The organism is Streptococcus pseudopneumoniae, from assembly GCF_001072375.1.
Classification (GTDB): Bacteria; Bacillota; Bacilli; order Lactobacillales; family Streptococcaceae; genus Streptococcus; species Streptococcus pseudopneumoniae_L.
In genome coordinates, this window is the sequence record NZ_JVKV01000052.1 from 39,141 (window position 1) to 56,625 (window position 17,485).

A 17,485-nucleotide genomic window follows, 5' to 3' on the forward strand; every position below is an offset into this window, starting at 1 on the left:
ATTAGGAGATGATTTCGATAATTTCACGCGATTTTATCACTTCATCACTTATTTTAATTTTAACATATTTTTGGAAATCTGTAACTAGTTCCGGAGAAATTTTGCCATTTGTATATACTTTTGCAACAATTTCACCCTTTCTGACAAAGTCTCCAACTTTCTTCTCAAAAACAATCCCTGTCTCAAAGTCAAGGGCGTCTGTTTTCACTGAACGACCAGCACCCAATCTCATGGCAAAAAGACCAAACTCCATGGCTGGAAGTTCTGCGATAATACCATCCTCTTGAGCAGGAATATCAACTATATGGTCAACTTTTACTGGACGATAGAGGTCTTCTAAATCTCCACCCTGAGCTACAACCATCTCTTCGAATTTCTGGAGTGCCTTACCATTTTCAAGATGTTGTCTTACTTCCTCAACAGTTTTTTCAACATTTGCTAAAGATAGCATAATCTGGGCTAACTCGCAGATAAAATGACTAATATCTTCACGTCCCTTACCTTGAAGAATTTCTAGTGCTTCTAGGATTTCCAAGCGGTTTCCAATGGCACGTCCCAATGGTTGACTCATGTCCGTAATGACTGCTACTGTCTTACGACCTACCGTCTTACCAAGGTTTACCATGGTTTGAGCCAATTCACGGGCCTCGTCCACTGTTTTCATGAAAGCACCTTCACCAACAGTAACGTCAAGTAAGATGGCATCAGCTCCAGCTGCAATCTTTTTACTCATGACTGAGCTAGCAATCAAGGGAATAGTATCAACCGTTGCCGTCACATCACGAAGGGCATAGAGCAATTTATCAGCCTTAACCAGTTGATCGGACTGGCCAATGACTGAGACACCAATATCCTGAACTTGTTTGATAAATTCATCCTGATTTCGTTCAATCTGAAAACCTTTGATGGATTCTAATTTATCGATAGTACCGCCGGTATGCCCCAGACCTCTACCACTCATCTTAGCAACTGGAACACCGAAACTAGCTACTAAAGGTGCTAGGATTAAAGTTACCTTATCACCAACTCCACCAGTAGAGTGTTTATCCACCTTAATGCCTTCGATTGGCGATAAATCAAACTCCTGACCTGTCTTAACCATGTTCATAGTCAAGTCAGAAATCTCATCTATAGTCATTCCCTGAAAATATACTGCCATAGCAAAAGCAGCCATCTGGTAGTCAGGGACGATTCCAGATACATAACCTTCAATCAGCCATTGGATCTCACTGGAGCTTAGTTCTTGGCCGTCTCTTTTTTTCTGGATTAGATCTACTGCTCTCATTCTTTCACACTTCTAAGGATATAATATCCCTTATCTTTCTTTACAACCTCGCAATTGCCAAAGACTTCTTCCATCTTACTTTTGGCACTAGGAGCTCCTTGTTTTTTCTGGATGACGATCGTCAAATCTCCACCATCTACTAAAAAGTCTATACTTTTTTCGATGATTTCGTGGACTACTTGCTTGCCAGCGCGAATAGGAGGATTCGAAATGACATGGTCAAATTGTCCTTCTACCTGCTCATAAATATTAGACTGGAAGATAGTCGCTTGAACCTTGTTTTTTACTGCATTTTGCTGGGCTAAATCCAGGGCACGATTGTTGATATCCACCATAGTTGCGTGGGCACCATATGCTTTAACCAAAGACAAACCTATCGGACCATAGCCACAACCAACATCAAGAATTTTTTCACCTTTTTCAATATCTAGACATCTTAACAACAACTGACTTCCAAAGTCAATCATTTTTTTACTAAAGACACCAGCATCTGTCAAAAAGGTCATCTTTTGCCCAAGTAGCTCAACTCTAAGCTCATGAATATCATGGGCTGCATCTGGATTTTCTGCATAATACATTTTACTCATGATACTATTTTACCATAATTTGACTTAAATTGTAAATCGTTTACAAAGGTATCAAGCCCTTACATCACATTGTATTTTCTCAAAAATAATATAAATTCGGATTAACATTAGGGACCTAGTAAAAAGCTCCCAACTGCCATGGTAATCGGAAAAGCAAAAATGCAAGCAAGACCAAAAAAGAAGAGCCAACACTTTCGTTTAAAGAAAGCTAGCACAAGGTAGCCAAGACCTATGAGGGGTAATAAGATAAACAAAACAAAAGTGGTCCAGTTATAGCTCTGAGTTCCTATCGTAAAGGAGAAATTCACCCAGTTTGGTGATAACCATAAAACAACTACAAATAGGCTGAACAAACCCAGCGTATTTTCTCTTAATCCAGCTTTCATCTTAACACCTCCTTTATAGGTTTTTCCCCTTATATTTTAACAAAGAAAGCGCTTTTTCTCAATTGGTCAGATGGTTATTCTTTCTAAAATATGGTATACTAAGATATCAAACGAGGATATAGTATGACCAACGAATTTTTACATTTTGAAAAGATAAACCGCGAAACTTGGCAATCCTTGCATCGCAAAACAACTCCTCCCTTGACCGAGGAAGAGTTAGATTCTATTAAGAGTTTCAATGACCAGATTAGCCTTCAAGACGTTACAGATATCTATCTGCCACTGGCACATCTGATTCAGATTTACAAACGTTCCAAAGAAGACCTTGCCTTCTCAAAAGGCATTTTCCTTCAAAGAGAGAGCAAAAAACAGCCCTTTATTATTGGAGTTTCAGGAAGTGTCGCTGTCGGTAAATCAACCACTAGTCGACTCTTGCAAATTTTGCTGTCTCGTATCGTTCCTGGAGCAAGTGTTGAACTAGTGACTACGGATGGTTTTCTATACTCAAATAGTGTCTTAATTGAGCAAGACATTCTCAACCGCAAGGGTTTTCCTGAGAGCTACGACATGGAAGCTTTGCTCAATTTCCTAGACCAACTCAAAAATGGGCAGGATGTTGATATTCCTGTTTATTCCCATGAAATCTATGATATCGTGCCAGGTCAAAAACAACGAGTAGAAGCTGCTGATTTTGTCATTGTTGAGGGAATCAATGTTTTCCAAAACCCTCATAATGCCCGTCTCTATATTACTGATTTCTTTGACTTTTCAATCTATGTCGATGCCGCTGTCGAAGACATTGAAAGTTGGTATTTGGATCGATTCTTAAAACTCCTTAGCTTTGCTCAAGATGATCCAGGCAACTATTACTATCGTTTCACTCAACTTCCTCTTAGTGAAGTGAAGGATTTTGCTCACCAAGTTTGGACCAGTATCAACCTCACCAATCTCCAAAATTACATTGAACCGACACGAAATCGTGCCGAGGTCATTCTCCATAAATCTAAAAATCACGAAATTGATGAAATTTACTTAAAAAAATAATTTTCCCTTGTCAAAACGTAAGTTTTCAGATATAATGGTATAGTTAGTAAAAATGGAGGTAAGAACATTGGCAAACATTAAATCAGCTATCAAACGCGCTGAATTGAACGTTAAACAAAACGAAAAGAACTCAGCTCAAAAATCAGCTATGCGTACTGCTATCAAAGCTTTTGAAGCAAACCCATCTGAAGAACTTTACCGTGCTGCCAGCTCAGCTATCGATAAAGCAGAAACTAAAGGTTTGATCCACAAAAACAAAGCTAGCCGTGATAAAGCACGTCTTGCAGCTAAACTTGGTTAATCTTTAACTGCATACAAAATGAGCTCTTCGGAGCTTTTTTTGTACACATTTTTCTGGAGGTCATTATGAAAATAGCTATCATCGGATATTCAGGATCAGGTAAATCTACTCTTGCAGAAAAACTGGCCAAGCACTACTCTATCCCAAAACTTCATATGGATACTCTCCAATTTCAACCTGGTTGGCAAGACAGTGACCGTGACTGGATGCTTAAGGAAATGAAGGACTTTTTATCCAAAAACAAAAATTGGGTCATTGATGGCAACTACTCTTGGTGTTGCTATGAGGAAAGAATGGAGCAAGCTGACCAGATTATCTTTTTAAATTTCTCGGCTTGGACTTGTTTGCTAAGAGCCTTTAAGCGCTATTTAAAATACAGAGGCAAAGTCAGAGAAAGTATGGCAGCAGGATGCCCCGAGCAATTCAACTGGGAATTTATCCGTTGGATTCTCTGGGATGGACGAACAAAAAATGCTAAGGATAGATACCAATACTTAAACAATACTTACCCAGAAAAGATGCGTATTCTCCATTCTCAAGCAGAGATTGATTGTTTTTTGCGATCTTTAAAAAAGTAAACAATATAGTAGCATCTCATTAAAATCAGCATGTACTGATTGACTAAAAAAGGAAGATTTTCATCCAGAAAATCTTCCTTTTTTCCTTTTATTCAACAATTAAAAATAACTCGAGCAATTTATAAATCAACAATATAGTAGATTGAATCTAGAACAGTACACTACAACTGCTAAAAATATTTCGAGAAATTAGTTTGACTTTTCTAATCTCTCTGTTCACATCTTATTTCAATCCACTATAATATTCCCCTAGAAATGAAGAGAATCTTGTTCATAGTTTCTGAGTTCGTGATACAAAAAAACTGAAAGAAGTATAGTCCTACTTCTTTCAGTTTTTTATTGTCTCAATTTAGAAAATACTTCTCCGATCTTACCTTCGATAACTAAATCAGCTTGGCTGTCTTGAGGAGTGCTGGACTTGTTGATAACGACAAGATTTGACCCTGAAAAATAATTGATTAGGCTAGCTGCAGGATAAACGACTAAGGAAGTTCCTCCAATAATCAATAAATCTGCTTGCTGAATGGCTCGAGCTGCTCGACTAAATACGTCCATATCTAGTGATTCCTCATAAAGGGTTACATCAGGTTTGACCACTTTACCACAATATAAACAATGAGGAACTGGACCTTCAAGTGCCAAAAAATCATCCAAATCATAAAAGTGATGACAGCCCAAACAGTAATTACGATCTGCACTACCATGCAGTTTCAAAACTTTCTGAGACCCCGCCATTTCATGCAAGCTATCGATATTTTGCGTCACAATCGCCTTTAATTTGCCTGTTTTTTCCAACGATGCTAGATAATCATGTGCTAAATTCGGCTTGGCATCTGGATAGACCAGATACTTTTTGTAGAAATCAAAAAAATCCTCTGGATAGCGCTCAAACATAGTGCGTGAAACCAGTTGCTCGGCAGTAAAATGGCGACCTAGTTTCAGACTATAGATACCATCTGAACTACGAAAATCTGGAATATTAGACTCTGTAGAAACCCCTGCACCACCGAAAAAGATAATTCTCTGACTTTGGTCAATAATACCTTGTAGTTGTTCAATTTTATCCATTTTGTACTCCTAGGAATTTTCAAGTTAAAAAGTTGAAAGCCTTGACTGCTTGACAACTTGGCTTCCAACTTCATTTGATTATGATTTAGATATTAAACTGACTAGTCTCGGTCCTTTGACACAATTAGGCTTCCTTAAATTTCCTTATTCTTACCTATTTCAGGATTGATTCATTGTTGGTGGTTATCATTTTGAGAACAAGAGAAATCACATGAATGGAATCTACCTATAGTCAGCAATCAATGTTTCCAAACCAACCTTCATCATATCAGTGAAGGTGTTTTGGCGTTCTTCAGCTGTAGTGTCTTCTTCTGGGTTAACCAAGCTGTCAGAAATCGTCATAATAGCTAAAGCATCGACATGGTGTTGGGCAGCAAGATAGTAAAGAGCCGCCGCTTCCATTTCGACAGCTTTCACACCCCATTTACCAAGCTCGATGTTCTTATCACCATAATTAGAATAGAAAACGTCTGATGACAAGACATTTCCGACGTGAGTAGTCATACCGAGGTCTTTGGCAATATGGTAGGCTTTATCTAGCAAATCAAAGCTAGCAATTTGAGGAAAATCGTATTGAGGCCAGTCGTTGCGGATGATATTTGAATTGGTAGCAGCTGCTTGTGCCAAGACCAACTCACGAACGTGAACATCCTCATTCAAAGAACCGGCTGTACCGACACGAATCAATTTTTTCACACCGTAATCGACAATCAACTCGCGCGCATAAATAGAGATGGATGGCATACCCATCCCTGTTCCCATAACAGATACACGGTGACCTTTGTAAGTGCCTGTGTAACCAAACATGTTACGCACTTCGTTGAAGCAAACAGCATCTTCAAGGAAATTCTCAGCGATAAATTTCGCACGAAGAGGATCTCCAGGAAGAAGAATTTTATCAGCAATTTCACCTTGCTTAGCAGCAATATGGATAGACATAATTTATGATACAAAGAGCAACCAGAAAACGACTGAAAATTAGGAATCTGACGAGAAAACCTGATTTCTCAGTCAGATTATCTATTTTCCGAGCTTTCCGCTCGTGTTCAAATCTGAACACATGCTCATCCTTTCTTTTTTATTAATAGGACAGGCGACAGAGAACAAAGTAAAAATAGAAAACTGACGACGCATCGCAGATGCTAGAAACTTTATCTTTTTTACACAGTTCTCCGACCGTATTTAGTTTAGCAAATACGGTTAACCCATCCTTTCTGTGTGTATTCTTTGTTTAAAAAAGCTTTCCGCTCGTGTTCAAATTAGAACACATGTTTTAGCTTTCCATTTTGTTTAGTTTGTTAATGAATCCAAAAATGCGTAAAGCTTTGCATTCATTTCTTGATAATCATATGCGCGAATGGTCTCAGGATTTTGAACATAGGTCAATTTTTTGCTTTGTTCTTCCAAAACTTCTTCACCATCCGCAGCAATCAGAAGGTCAACCGCTTCTGAATCAAATTCCAAATGAGCTTGGAAGGCATAGTGTTTAGGACTAAAGCGAATAATCTGACGTGGACAACCTTGACTGGTCGCAAGGACGACAGCATCCTCCGTCAATCCCGGCATATCACCGTGCCAGTGGCCTGAATCAAAGTTTGCACCAAATAAGCTGGTATGCGGATCTGCTAGGCCTTCAGGCGTCAAGGTCACAGGATACACCCCAATCTCACGCTCTGGACTATGCTCATACTCCGCCCCATAAGCAACTGACATGAGCTGCGCACCCAGACAGACACCAACGATGTAGCAATCCGCCTTCATAGCTTTTTGAATTAGTTCAATCTCAGCTTGTGGATCATAGTAAGGGAAGGTTGCGCGATCCTCATCTGGTGATTGTGGTCCTCCCATGACAATCAAAAAATCGATCTCATCCACTGTCTCAGGTAGAGCTTCTCGCTCGTAGACCTTTGTCATTTTCACCTGATGACTACGCTCCTGCGCCCACTTTAGATAAGCACCAGGTACTTCAAAAGTTTCGTGCAAGACAAAATGCACTCTCATCGTTTATTCTCCCATCTATTTTGAATCACATAAGACACACCAGCAGCTAGTGCCAGTGGTAGAATCAAAGTCCAGCTCTGTCCTGTAAAACCAAGACTTAGGGCAATGGCAGTCAAGGGAGCTTGTAAGGTCGGCCCTAAAAAGACCGTCGCTCCAAGTAGCATTCCTAGAGCTGGATCTAGATGAATACCAACTGCCTCAAAGATCAAAGTCACTAGATAGCCTGCTCCAATTCCTAAAGTAAATGACGGTGTCAGAGTTCCCCCGTAGGTACCATTTCGTAAAAGGAGATAAACCAGAAGCTCCTTCACTACGAGAGTCAATGGAAGATAGGGAATCGGCTGACTAGACAACAAGGCTTGGGCTAATACCTGGCCATTTCCCATAAAGATAGGGAAAAAGACTGCAAGGCTCGCTAGCACTAGAAAAGCTAGAGGAAGAGCCCAAAGAATCGTCTCGTTCTTGCGACGTTTGCGACTAGCCCGACTGGCTAGAAAACGAAAGGCAAGTGCCAACGGAGTAACTAATAGAGCTACTATGACAGCCTGGAAGAAACTACTCGCTGACCAATGAACCAGTGACATGTGATAAATAGCACCATGGCCAACAATAGGCTGGGATACCCAGGCCGCTAGATAAGTACTGGACAAGACCAGTACAAAATTTTTCCAGCGATAAGATACCCCCAAGGTCTCAAAGACAAACAAGCTACTGGCAAAAGGAACCTGATAAACCGCAGCTAAGCCGGCTCCTGCTCCACAGGCAATCAAAACTCTTCGCTCTTTAATAGTCAAAGACAAGACTTTGCCCAATCGTCCAGCTATAAGAGCACCAAGCTCGCGTGGAGCTGCTTCTTTTCCGACCGAAGCGCCGGCTCCGACAATCGCAACCTGCATACTTGCATGAAGGATATGGGCTAGGAGCGCTGGTTCTTTATCTCCAACCAGGTCAATTTGACTTCGAATGGAAAGGATTTTATAACGCCGTTGTAGGACATACCAGAACCCTGCTGCCAAAATCCCTGTCACAGATAGAACGAGAAATCTACGGAGTCCTCCAGCTTGTTTGAATTGCTGGAGCAAATCTGATCCATCTTGACCAAAGGCAAGCCATTGCACACCTTCTAGTAAATAGTGACAAGCAATTCCAACTAGACCTGTTCCTATTCCCAAAGTTATAGTCGCTAACAGCAGGCGCCATCCGTAGGGTAGGCTTTGGAGTCGTGCTCTCATAGTCTTACAATTCAGCAAGAATCGCTTTCAGCAAGCCTTTGAAGTCGCCTTTGACGCGTTCTGTCACTTCCACTACTTCTTCGTGGTTGAGCTCTTCTTGGAAACCAGCAGCATGGTTAGTGATACATGAAATACCGAGAACTTTCAAGCCTGAGTGGGCTGCCACAATAACTTCAGGAACAGTGGACATACCAACTGCATCTGCTCCCAATGTCTTATAGGCACGAATCTCTGCAGGTGTTTCATATGTCGGACCAGTAACACCGATATAGATACCTTCATCAAGCTTGATACCGAGTTTTTTAGCCACTTCATGGGCAGTAGCACGGTATTCTGGTGTGTAAGCCTTAGACATATCTGGGAAGCGAGGACCAAACTCATCCAAGTTTTCACCGATTAGAGGATTTTGGCCTGTCATATTGATGTGGTCCGTGATAGCCATCAAAGTACCAGGACCAAAGCCAATACCACCAGCAGCGTTGGTTACAATTACACCTTCACAGCCCAAAACTTTCATAACACGAACTGGGAAAGTCACAACTTCAAGAGGATTTCCTTCGTAGAAGTGGAAACGACCTTGAAGGGCCAAGACTTTACGTCCTGCAAGCTCACCGTAAACTAATTTTCCAGCGTGTCCAACAACAGTAGAACGTCCCCAGTTTGGAATTTCAGCGTAGTCTACAACAACTGGATTGTCGATTTCTTCAGCAAGTTCACCGAGTCCTGATCCAAGGATTAGACCAAACTCTGGCGCTTCTACTCCCTTGCTTCTCAAAAAAGCAGCTGTTTCATTTATTTTATCTAAAAATGTCATTAGGTATCTCCTTCTTTATGTTTTAAAAATTGACCGATTTTGTCAAAGGTTTTTGCATTGCGAATCGTAATTTGGCGATAGAAAGGCATCTTTAGCAAGTGCTTATGATAAGCTGTTTTAGAGTAGCTAGCTTCTGACAATTTACCCCAGAAGATCCCTAATTTCCCAAAATGAAGCACTTCATCGACCAGTTCCAAACTATTCACTTTCTCGATGACTTGATCCACATCCAAGTCCTCAGTGTAGAAGAGGATGTCCTTTCTTGCTAGGTCTTGTGACCACCAGTTTGGTAGATGACTACATTCCTCTTCGTAGTCTTCTTGACTTAACAAGGAAAAATATCGGATAAATGGATAATGTTCTTTAAAGAAACCCTGTAGACTCTCAACCAACTGAGTTCTAGGCATGCTAGTATCAAAGAAAATATTCCCACTATTGATGTAGGTTTCAACATTTTCTAATCCCAACCCTGTCAATTCTTGACGAAGCTGGGCCATGACCACCTTATTCTTTCCACCGACATTGATACCTCTAACCAGTAATGCAAAGCGATTCATCTTAAACCAATTTATCTAAGAAGCTTTCACCGATCATAGCCTTATCTACGCCAAAGTTATCAGCGATTGTTGCCGAAATATCTGCAAAATGTCCGATTGGTAAGTGTCCATTTCCTTTTAGTGATGGGCTGTAGACCAAAAGTGGAATGTATTCACGAGTATGGTCTGTACCTGCATAAGTAGGATCATTACCATGGTCTGCAGTAATCATGAGTAGATCATCTTCTCTCATAGCAGCGATAAGCTCTGGCAAACGTTCATCAAACTCATGCAAGCAATCACGGTAACCATGCGGATCACGGCGGTGACCGTAAAGTGCATCAAAGTCGACCAAGTTAGTGAATGAGAATCCTTTTTCAAACTCAGCAAGTCCCATAGTCTTCAATAGTGTATCAATTCCATGGCTATTTGACTTGTTGTGTCCCATGTCATGATTGATTCCTGCACCGTTAAAGATATCGTTAATCTTACCAACCGCATATGTGTCGATACCTGCTTCATTCAATTTGTCCAAAACAGTTGGTGCAAATGGTGATACGGCCAAGTCACGACGGTTTGCAGTACGTGTGAAGTTTCCAGGCTCCCCAACATAAGGACGAGCAATAATACGTCCGAGAAGAGCTGGACGCTCTAAAGTAATAGAGCGAGCGTATTCACAGATACGGTAAAGTTCATCCAAAGGAATGATATCTTCATGAGCTGCGATTTGAAGAACTGGGTCAGCTGATGTATAGATAATCAACTCGCCAGTTTCCATTTGGCGTGGTCCAAAGTCATCGATTACAGCAGTTCCTGAGTATGGTTTGTTGGCTTCACGAATAACCTTACGTCCTGAAAATTCTTCGATTTTAGTAAGAATTTCTTCTGGGAATCCATTCCAGAAAGTATCGAAAGGTTCAGTGATATTAAGCCCCATGATTTCCCAGTGACCTGTCATAGTGTCTTTCCCTAGTGACACTTCCTCAAGTTTAGTGTAGTAACCGCTAGGATTTTCTTCTGCGGGAACGGTTTTAAGGGCTGTCTCACGTTCAATGTTCCCAAGACCAATCTTAGCCATATTCGGTACATTCAAACCAACTGATTTAGAGATGTGTCCTAATGTATCAGATGCTCCATCCGGAACCCCTGCATTGACGAAGTTATTAGCATCTGGTGCTGCACCGATTCCTACAGAATCAAGTACCACCAAGTGAATACGTTTAAATTTTGACATCGTTTGCCTCCTTTATTTCCCTTTTGTTGAAGTTAAAACCTGAACGCCAGCTTGCCCTGCTACAATCACTTTATCAACCATTTGATTAAATAAACCGTGCTCAACAATACCGACCTGAAGATCCAGTTGATGACCAAAAGCAATCGGATCTTCAATAACACCTAAATCAAGATCAATGATGAAATTTTTCATATCCGTCACAAAGCGTTGGCCATCTTTTTCACGAAAACTTGGCTTATAACCAGCTTTTTCAAAACGACGGAAAACCTGTTCTGCTCCGTATTGGACAACTTCGACAGGTAGTTTGAAAGCGCCCAGTTTTTCAACCATTTTGCTCTCATCTACCACCCAGATATACTGTTTGGTTGGTGTCGCAACTACTTTTTCCATTAGAAGCGCACCACCACCTCCTTTGATACCATTAAACTGTCGATCTACCTCATCAGCTCCATCAACAGTCACATCAACCTCATCCACCTCGTCAATCGACTTAAGTGGGATATTCAATCCTTGTGCCTGTTTTGTCGTTACACTCGAGGTCGTTACGGCTGTAATTTGAAGTCCTTCTTCTTTAATTCTACGTCCGATCTCCTCTACGAAATAATAGGCAGTCGAGCCTGTTCCAAGTCCTACAACCATTCCGTCGGTTACGAACTCAGCAGCCTTGATGCCTGCTATTTTTTTCAGATTTTCCACTTAAACACCTCCAAACAAAAAGCTACTTTTATTATAACATGAATACGCTTCAAATTCATCCTTGCAATAGAAAAACCCGAACATTTTATTTCGGGTTTCTGATTCTTATTTAACCATGTCAGGATCGTAGTCATAAAATCCTGTGTCAAGGAAACGATTTTTTGGATGGAGTTTACGGACTTGCTCATCCAACAAGAAGGCTTGGTCATGCGTAAAGCTTCCCTCTTGAATCAAGCTACGGGCTTGGATGAAGAGTTTTGCAATCTCAACAAAATCTTGCCCTGGAGTATAAAGTCCCTCTAGTTTCCAATGAGTGAAACCATACTCTACCAACTCTGGCAATTTGGTCATCAAATCAAGGTCGTTGTTGGCAAAAATGTGAGTTCCATGATTATCTTCAAAAATAGAGTAATGGCTATCTGGATCACTAGGCTCTGCTAAGAAGAGGTCGCGTTGACGTGTTTTTTCATCATCAATCTGAGTAAAATTATAGTAATTCTGCAAGAGTGGACGCTTAGAGTGGTGGATAACGCTTGCTCCATAAACCAAAATTTCAGCAGGAATTTCCAAAATTTCAGGCATTTTAAAGAGCTCTGCAGATGGAATTTCACGGGCTAAAACTGCCTCAGAAGCGCCAGCCTTTTGCCCCCAGAAATTGATCTGACGGCTGCTTGTTACCATGGTTGAGGCATCATAGATGGTTTTAAAAGAATAACCATCGCGATTGACAACATAAAAGACACCCGCATCCCCAACTGTAATGTAGTCTGTTTTAATTTCTTCCAAGAAATCAAGGAAGGGCTTGATACGATCCATCATATCCTGATGCATAAGAGCATTGACCGCTACGATCAATTCCTTACCTGCATCATGAACCAGACCAGCGATGGTTCTCAGTTCATCATAAGAAAAAGTCTTTGGTAGGCGAAGCCCAAAATCTTTCTCACCAACATAGATGCGGTCAACTCCCGCCTCTAGTAATTCTTTTACTTGTTCAATGCTTTCAGCAGTTGCTGTAATAATAATCTTTTCCATAAGAAAAATTATACCACATTTCTGAAAAATCAGCTATGGGCAATCTATTTTTTAAGAAAAGTTATACTCTTCACTTTTAGAAAAAGAAAAGTGAACCACCTTTACTAGAGTTCACTTTATATTCTTTTATGCTTGTATTTCTTCAACAAGGTGACCATCATTCATGATAAAGACACGATCGACCTTATCGAGAAGTCTGGTGTCATGAGTAATCATTACCACTCCTCTTCCCTGCTCATGGGCTATAGATGCCAGCATATCCGTAACTTGGTAAGCTCTTTGGGTATCAAGACTAGCCGTTGGTTCGTCAGCAAGTACGATGCTAGGATTGTTATAGAGAGCTCTGGCAATTGCTGCTCGTTGACGTTCTCCCCCAGATAAGGCCTTTGGATAATGATTTTGAACTTTGTTCAGGTCCAACAAATCAAATAACTCTTGACGGTCACTTTTCGAAGATTTGTCTTTATCTAGTCGATCAATTAGGTCTAATTGTTCCTTAACGGTTAAAAAAGGAATCAAATTTGAAGCCTGTAATATAAAACCAAATTCCTTAAACCGAAGATCTGTTTTCTCTTTTTCAGTCAAATTACCCGTATCTTTTCCCTTCACTAGAATTCTACCACTTGAAGGCTCCTGCAACTGCCCTAAGGTGGTCAAAAAGGTTGTTTTACCAGATCCAGAAGGACCAACTATGGCAACAAATTCACCTGCATTTAGTTGAAAGTTCGTCTCGTGTAGTGCAACGACTTTCATATTTCCTTCTCCGTAACTTTTCGTCACTTGCTTCATTTCTATCAATGGTGTCATGTTGGTCTCCTTATCATTCTGCAATAGCTGTTATTGGATCAACTTTGAGCAAACGAGGGAGAGAAATCACTCCTCCAAGTAATGCCATCAAGCAAATTCCCAAACTCAATCCTAAATATGCTAACCAACTTGGATAGAAAACGAAGGTTGCAGGTAGAACAAGGATGACAGCTACAATTGCCAATAATGCTAGACCGATCCCAAAACCTGCTAGCAATATAATTTGACAAAAAAGCGACCAAACAATAGTTTTAACCTGAATTCCTTGGGCTCTCATAATCCCATAGAGGCCTAGTTTTTGAATGGTAATAATATAAATAAAAATACCAATAATAAGACCTGATATGATAATCATCGCTAAAATCATGCCTGAAAATACGTTTACTTGAGGTGTGTAGCCCGGAATATGGGCAATCATGTTTTGAATGGTTAGTTGACTTAAACCCTCTGCAGATAACTGAGCATCATTTTTTAAGACCAAAGCAGAAATCGAGCGACCTGCATTCAGACTACCTTGCAAGGTCCAATAGCTGGTCAAATTTGTAAACACTACAGGTTCTGTAAAAAATTTATTCCCTTTCGTAAGTCCAACGATAGTATAAGAATTTTCACTTCCATTCAGTTGAATGACATCGCCCAGTTTTATTCCATAGTTTTCTAAAGACTGATCCACGACAACTTCATTGTCACTTTCTGGGTAATGGCCCTCAATCAAGGAAGGAGAGATAAAACTATCCCAATCCTGTGCAAAAATAGAGATGTTTACCTTCTCACTATCATTGACGAGATTGGTCACTGCAAACATATACCCCAAAGGTGCTGCATCTTCGGAAACCTGATCCTTATAATTCTTTTCTGGAATAAAGGAAGCTGTCAGATTATCATTTGCATAATCTGATAAAACAATTCCTGTCGCTTGCCAATTATCCACGGCTGCTCTATTATTTCTAACAAGCCCCAGAGCTAAACTTGTCATAAAAAAGACCATAAACGCTATAAGAAAGATCGTCGTTAAAATCAAACTATAACGAAGTTTATTTTTTAAAATTTCTTTGATTGCAAGATACACCGCAAATCTCCTTTTACTTTTCTAAGAGTGGAAAAAGCTCACTCAGCATCAAAAATAAAAGACAGAAAAATCTGTCTTTCATGCAAATCTTTTCATTCATCCTACAAAGTGGTTCTAAATCTACGGAAACAACCAGCAATTGCTATTTATATTTGTTTCGCTTCCTCATTACAAAAACTTGAACAGCCAAGATGTTTTGAGTTGTTTACCCATCCTATCATCTTTGGGTAAGAGTGTCAAGAAATTTGTTTCATCATTTGAAAACAGACTTTATTCTTTTTGTAACCTTACTGTAATAATTTTTTTCTTGAAAAGTGGTAAAATGAAAGAGTACTGTTAAGGAGAGAATCATGCCCGTAAGAAAATATCAATCGTATGAGTTTGAAGAAGAGGAAACTCAAACAACGCTATACCAAGACTATGTTCCAGAAACAACTTCCGTTGCTAGTTTGAAGGAAGTTCTTTTCTTTGTAAACATTGCTTGTTTTTGCGTCTTTTTAGCCTTATTTAGCTTCATCTTTTTAGCCCTCAAGTTCAATACAGTTCTGGCTTTTAGCCTAGCAATTGCCTTGAGTTTAGCGGCATCAAACTTTCAACGTTCAATGATTAAGAAGAAATTATATTAGATTCAAAAGGTCGGGATTTTTGTCCCGACCTATTTTTTATACGATAGCTAAAGAGCTGCGACTAGAAAAGCGATACTTGCTCTACCGCTTTCTAAGTCACAGATTTTTTTATTTATTTTTACGCTTGGATGGTGTTTGGATGGCGATTTTTACTTCAAAAATCGTACCATGTGGTTTGTTATCCTTAACACTAATGGTTCCTTTTAAGGCATCGACAATCTGCTTTGCTAAGGATAAACCTAGCCCAAAGCCACCTTTTTGGCGAGTACGAGCTTTGTCAACTCGATAAAAGCGATCAAAAATTTTCTTTTTATCTGCTGCAGAAATACCAATTCCATCATCAGCCACTGACAAATAGAGATTACGCTCTGTAGCAGCGATTACAAAATGAATAACTCCTTCTTCTTCAGTATACTTGACAGCATTGTCAAACAAGATAGTCATCAGTTGCTTAAGAAGAAGCTTGTCTGTTATGATGGTCCGATGAATACGATTTTCAAAATGAAAAACGCGGTTATTTTCAGATGCGATCATCTCATAGTTGGTAAAGGTTGTGTTAAAGAAGTCTGGCTGTACCTCTCCTAGTTCAGGATTGATACCATCATCACGACGGGCTAAATTTAGGAGATTGGTTGTTAAAAAGCGCATGTTTCGAACTTCTTCTAAACTAGAAGCAATACTCTCGCTAGATTCCATAATAGTAGCTTCCGGCTTTCGAAAAAGAGTTTCTAGACGATTTTGGAGAACAGCCAATGGAGTACGTAGCTCATGACTGGCATTTTCGACAAAACTCTGCTGCTTCTGCATACTTTCAAGCAAGGGTTTGACACTAACGCGAGCAAGATAAAGACTAGCTATGAGTGATAAAATCCAGAAGCTGGCCATGACTACTACGATTAACTGCTCATGATTTTGACTGATTTGCTCTAGCTGACTGGTATTAATTAAAACAGCTGCATACTTAATATTGGTCGAGACAGATTCAATATTCATCTCAGTCAGAATCACTCGATAAATCTCATCCTGCCCATAGCTATTCTGAACATGAAGCTGTCTAATGTGATTCAAATCCTTTTTATTAAATGTAACCCTATCAAGACCTAAAAAGCGATTTCCAGCTACTAGTTGATTTAAATTAGAGTCCAATAAAATCACTTCTGTATTGGAACTGACCGTTGGTTTTTTATCCGTTGATGGAGTCACGGATTGACTATTGAAATCTTTGACTTCATCTGTTGCTCGATTAACAGCCAACTGGATGACATCTTGAGGATTGCCACTGAGAGACAGAAGCTTCTCATCAACCGATGTGTAGAGACTGGAGTGCATAACCTGCAAGATAATCAAGGTCATAGCAGAGAAAATCAGAGTAAATACTCCAAAGTTACGGATAAAGTAGCTAAAATCTTCTGCATACCAATTCTTTTTAAATTTATTAAACATGTTTTAAAATATACCCAACACTACGCAAGGTTTGGAGGTTTTCAGCAAAGACTGATCCCTTTAATTTCTTACGAACTTTTGATACGTAAACCTCTACGACAGAGATAGTGGTGTCACTATCAAATCCCCACAAACGGTCAAAAATCTGGGTTTTGGGTAAGATTACATTTTGATTTTGGAGGAAATAAACCAAGAGATCAAATTCTTTACCCAATAATTCAACAGCAGTCTCATTGACTTTAACCTCATTAGTAGAGAGATTGACAGTCAAATCACCATAGGAAAGGGTATTTTCATTGAATTTGCCAGAACGTTTGAGCAGGGCCTGGATACGCATCTTGAGTTCTTCTAGATAAAATGGTTTTGTTAGATAATCATCTGCCCCAAGCTCAAATCCGTGTCCCTTATCATCGAGACTTTCCTTGGCTGTCATGATCAGAACAGGAGTCGAAATACCTTTTTCGCGCAATTCTTTTAAAACTTGGAACCCATTTTTTTCAGGCAACATCAAGTCCAATAGAATCAAATCATAAACACCACTTTCAGCCTCATAAAGACCTTCTTCTCCATCAAAAACCTGCATGACATCTGCAAAATCATCCAAGAAATCAAAGACTGAATTTGACAGGCCTAGGTCATCTTCCACTAATAGAATTTTGATCATCAAAAATTCCTCCTTATTATACCTATTATAGCAAAAATATCTTAAAAAAAACTCAACTTCCCTTGTTTTTCCAAGAGAA

20 protein-coding genes are annotated in these 17,485 nt (G+C 39.8%); 4 read left to right on the forward strand and 16 right to left on the reverse strand.

Annotated elements, in window-relative coordinates; genetic code table 11:
* Position 1 precedes the first annotated feature (1 nt).
* The 3 genes from ADH31_RS03985 to ADH31_RS03995 form a co-directional block, all read right to left on the reverse strand.
* Positions 2-1,285: a pyrimidine-nucleoside phosphorylase gene (locus ADH31_RS03985; RefSeq protein ID WP_049509110.1), complete on the reverse strand. Its 1,284-nt coding sequence runs from the start codon at positions 1,283-1,285 to the stop codon at positions 2-4.
* Positions 1,282-1,872, reverse strand: a complete 591-nt coding sequence (locus ADH31_RS03990) for a class I SAM-dependent methyltransferase (RefSeq protein WP_152904331.1) — start codon at positions 1,870-1,872, stop codon at positions 1,282-1,284. The genes ADH31_RS03985 and ADH31_RS03990 overlap by 4 nt, the downstream gene beginning before the upstream one ends.
* A 107-nt stretch (positions 1,873-1,979) precedes the next feature.
* Entirely contained in the window at positions 1,980-2,258 is a 279-nt protein-coding gene (locus tag ADH31_RS03995; RefSeq protein ID WP_049509112.1) for a hypothetical protein, read from the reverse strand.
* Positions 2,259-2,381: 123 nt separating this feature from the next.
* On the opposite strand from ADH31_RS03995, the gene coaA reads away from it, so the two are divergent.
* The 3 genes from coaA (at position 2,382) to ADH31_RS04010 (ending at position 4,181) form a co-directional block, all read left to right on the forward strand.
* Positions 2,382-3,302, forward strand: a complete 921-nt coding sequence (gene coaA, locus ADH31_RS04000) for a type I pantothenate kinase (protein WP_049509113.1) — start codon at positions 2,382-2,384, stop codon at positions 3,300-3,302.
* Positions 3,303-3,354: 52 nt separating this feature from the next.
* Positions 3,355-3,603 (forward strand): 30S ribosomal protein S20, encoded by a 249-nt coding sequence (rpsT, locus tag ADH31_RS04005; protein ID WP_029689628.1) that lies wholly within the window; start codon positions 3,355-3,357, stop codon positions 3,601-3,603.
* Between the two features lie 65 nt (positions 3,604-3,668).
* Complete coding sequence (locus ADH31_RS04010; protein ID WP_049509114.1) at positions 3,669-4,181, forward strand: DNA topology modulation protein; 513 nt, start codon at positions 3,669-3,671, stop codon at positions 4,179-4,181.
* A 336-nt stretch (positions 4,182-4,517) separates the two neighbouring features.
* On the opposite strand, the gene ADH31_RS04015 is transcribed toward ADH31_RS04010, so the two are convergent.
* The 11 genes from ADH31_RS04015 to ADH31_RS04065 all read right to left on the reverse strand — a co-directional run bounded on the left by ADH31_RS04015 (position 4,518) and on the right by ADH31_RS04065 (position 14,673).
* Positions 4,518-5,249, reverse strand: a complete 732-nt coding sequence (locus ADH31_RS04015) for an NAD-dependent protein deacylase (RefSeq protein ID WP_049509115.1) — start codon at positions 5,247-5,249, stop codon at positions 4,518-4,520.
* Between the two features lie 222 nt (positions 5,250-5,471).
* Complete coding sequence (gene deoD, locus ADH31_RS04020; RefSeq protein ID WP_049509116.1) at positions 5,472-6,188, reverse strand: purine-nucleoside phosphorylase; 717 nt, start codon at positions 6,186-6,188, stop codon at positions 5,472-5,474.
* Positions 6,189-6,539: 351 nt separating this feature from the next.
* The gene (locus ADH31_RS04025) at positions 6,540-7,250 is read right to left on the reverse strand and encodes a glutamine amidotransferase-related protein (RefSeq protein ID WP_049509117.1); all 711 of its coding nucleotides are present in this window, start codon (positions 7,248-7,250) and stop codon (positions 6,540-6,542) included.
* Positions 7,247-8,482 (reverse strand): chloride channel protein, encoded by a 1,236-nt coding sequence (locus ADH31_RS04030; RefSeq protein ID WP_049509118.1) that lies wholly within the window; start codon positions 8,480-8,482, stop codon positions 7,247-7,249. Before ADH31_RS04030 ends, ADH31_RS04025 begins: the two co-directional genes overlap by 4 nt.
* A gap of 4 nt (positions 8,483-8,486) precedes the next feature.
* Positions 8,487-9,296 (reverse strand): purine-nucleoside phosphorylase, encoded by an 810-nt coding sequence (locus ADH31_RS04035; RefSeq protein WP_049509119.1) that lies wholly within the window; start codon positions 9,294-9,296, stop codon positions 8,487-8,489.
* Positions 9,296-9,853, reverse strand: coding sequence for a DUF1697 domain-containing protein (locus ADH31_RS04040; protein ID WP_049509120.1), 558 nt, complete (start codon positions 9,851-9,853; stop codon positions 9,296-9,298). The genes ADH31_RS04035 and ADH31_RS04040 overlap by 1 nt, the downstream gene beginning before the upstream one ends.
* A 1-nt stretch (position 9,854) precedes the next feature.
* A complete protein-coding gene (locus tag ADH31_RS04045) occupies positions 9,855-11,066 on the reverse strand; it encodes a phosphopentomutase (RefSeq protein ID WP_049509121.1) in 1,212 nt (403 codons plus the stop codon).
* 12 nt (positions 11,067-11,078) lie between these two features.
* Positions 11,079-11,762: a ribose-5-phosphate isomerase RpiA gene (gene rpiA, locus ADH31_RS04050; protein ID WP_045763755.1), complete on the reverse strand. Its 684-nt coding sequence runs from the start codon at positions 11,760-11,762 to the stop codon at positions 11,079-11,081.
* A 105-nt stretch (positions 11,763-11,867) separates the two neighbouring features.
* Positions 11,868-12,797: a peptidase U32 family protein gene (locus tag ADH31_RS04055; RefSeq protein ID WP_049509122.1), complete on the reverse strand. Its 930-nt coding sequence runs from the start codon at positions 12,795-12,797 to the stop codon at positions 11,868-11,870.
* Positions 12,798-12,923: 126 nt separating this feature from the next.
* Positions 12,924-13,604 (reverse strand): ABC transporter ATP-binding protein, encoded by a 681-nt coding sequence (locus tag ADH31_RS04060; protein WP_049509123.1) that lies wholly within the window; start codon positions 13,602-13,604, stop codon positions 12,924-12,926.
* A 13-nt stretch (positions 13,605-13,617) separates the two neighbouring features.
* Entirely contained in the window at positions 13,618-14,673 is a 1,056-nt protein-coding gene (locus ADH31_RS04065; protein WP_049509124.1) for an ABC transporter permease, read from the reverse strand.
* Positions 14,674-15,023: 350 nt separating this feature from the next.
* Here ADH31_RS04065 and ADH31_RS04070 point away from each other — a divergent pair, with 350 nt between their 5' ends.
* Positions 15,024-15,299 carry a DUF3270 family protein gene (locus ADH31_RS04070; protein WP_001145235.1) on the forward strand — a complete coding sequence of 92 codons (276 nt, stop codon included), beginning with the start codon at positions 15,024-15,026 and terminating at the stop codon, positions 15,297-15,299.
* A 108-nt stretch (positions 15,300-15,407) separates the two neighbouring features.
* On the opposite strand, the gene ADH31_RS04075 is transcribed toward ADH31_RS04070, so the two are convergent.
* Both ADH31_RS04075 and ADH31_RS04080 read right to left on the reverse strand, forming a co-directional pair.
* Complete coding sequence (locus ADH31_RS04075; protein WP_049509125.1) at positions 15,408-16,742, reverse strand: sensor histidine kinase; 1,335 nt, start codon at positions 16,740-16,742, stop codon at positions 15,408-15,410.
* Entirely contained in the window at positions 16,735-17,406 is a 672-nt protein-coding gene (locus tag ADH31_RS04080) for a response regulator transcription factor (protein ID WP_000590623.1), read from the reverse strand. The genes ADH31_RS04075 and ADH31_RS04080 overlap by 8 nt, the downstream gene beginning before the upstream one ends.
* Between the last annotated feature and the right edge of the window lie 79 nt (positions 17,407-17,485).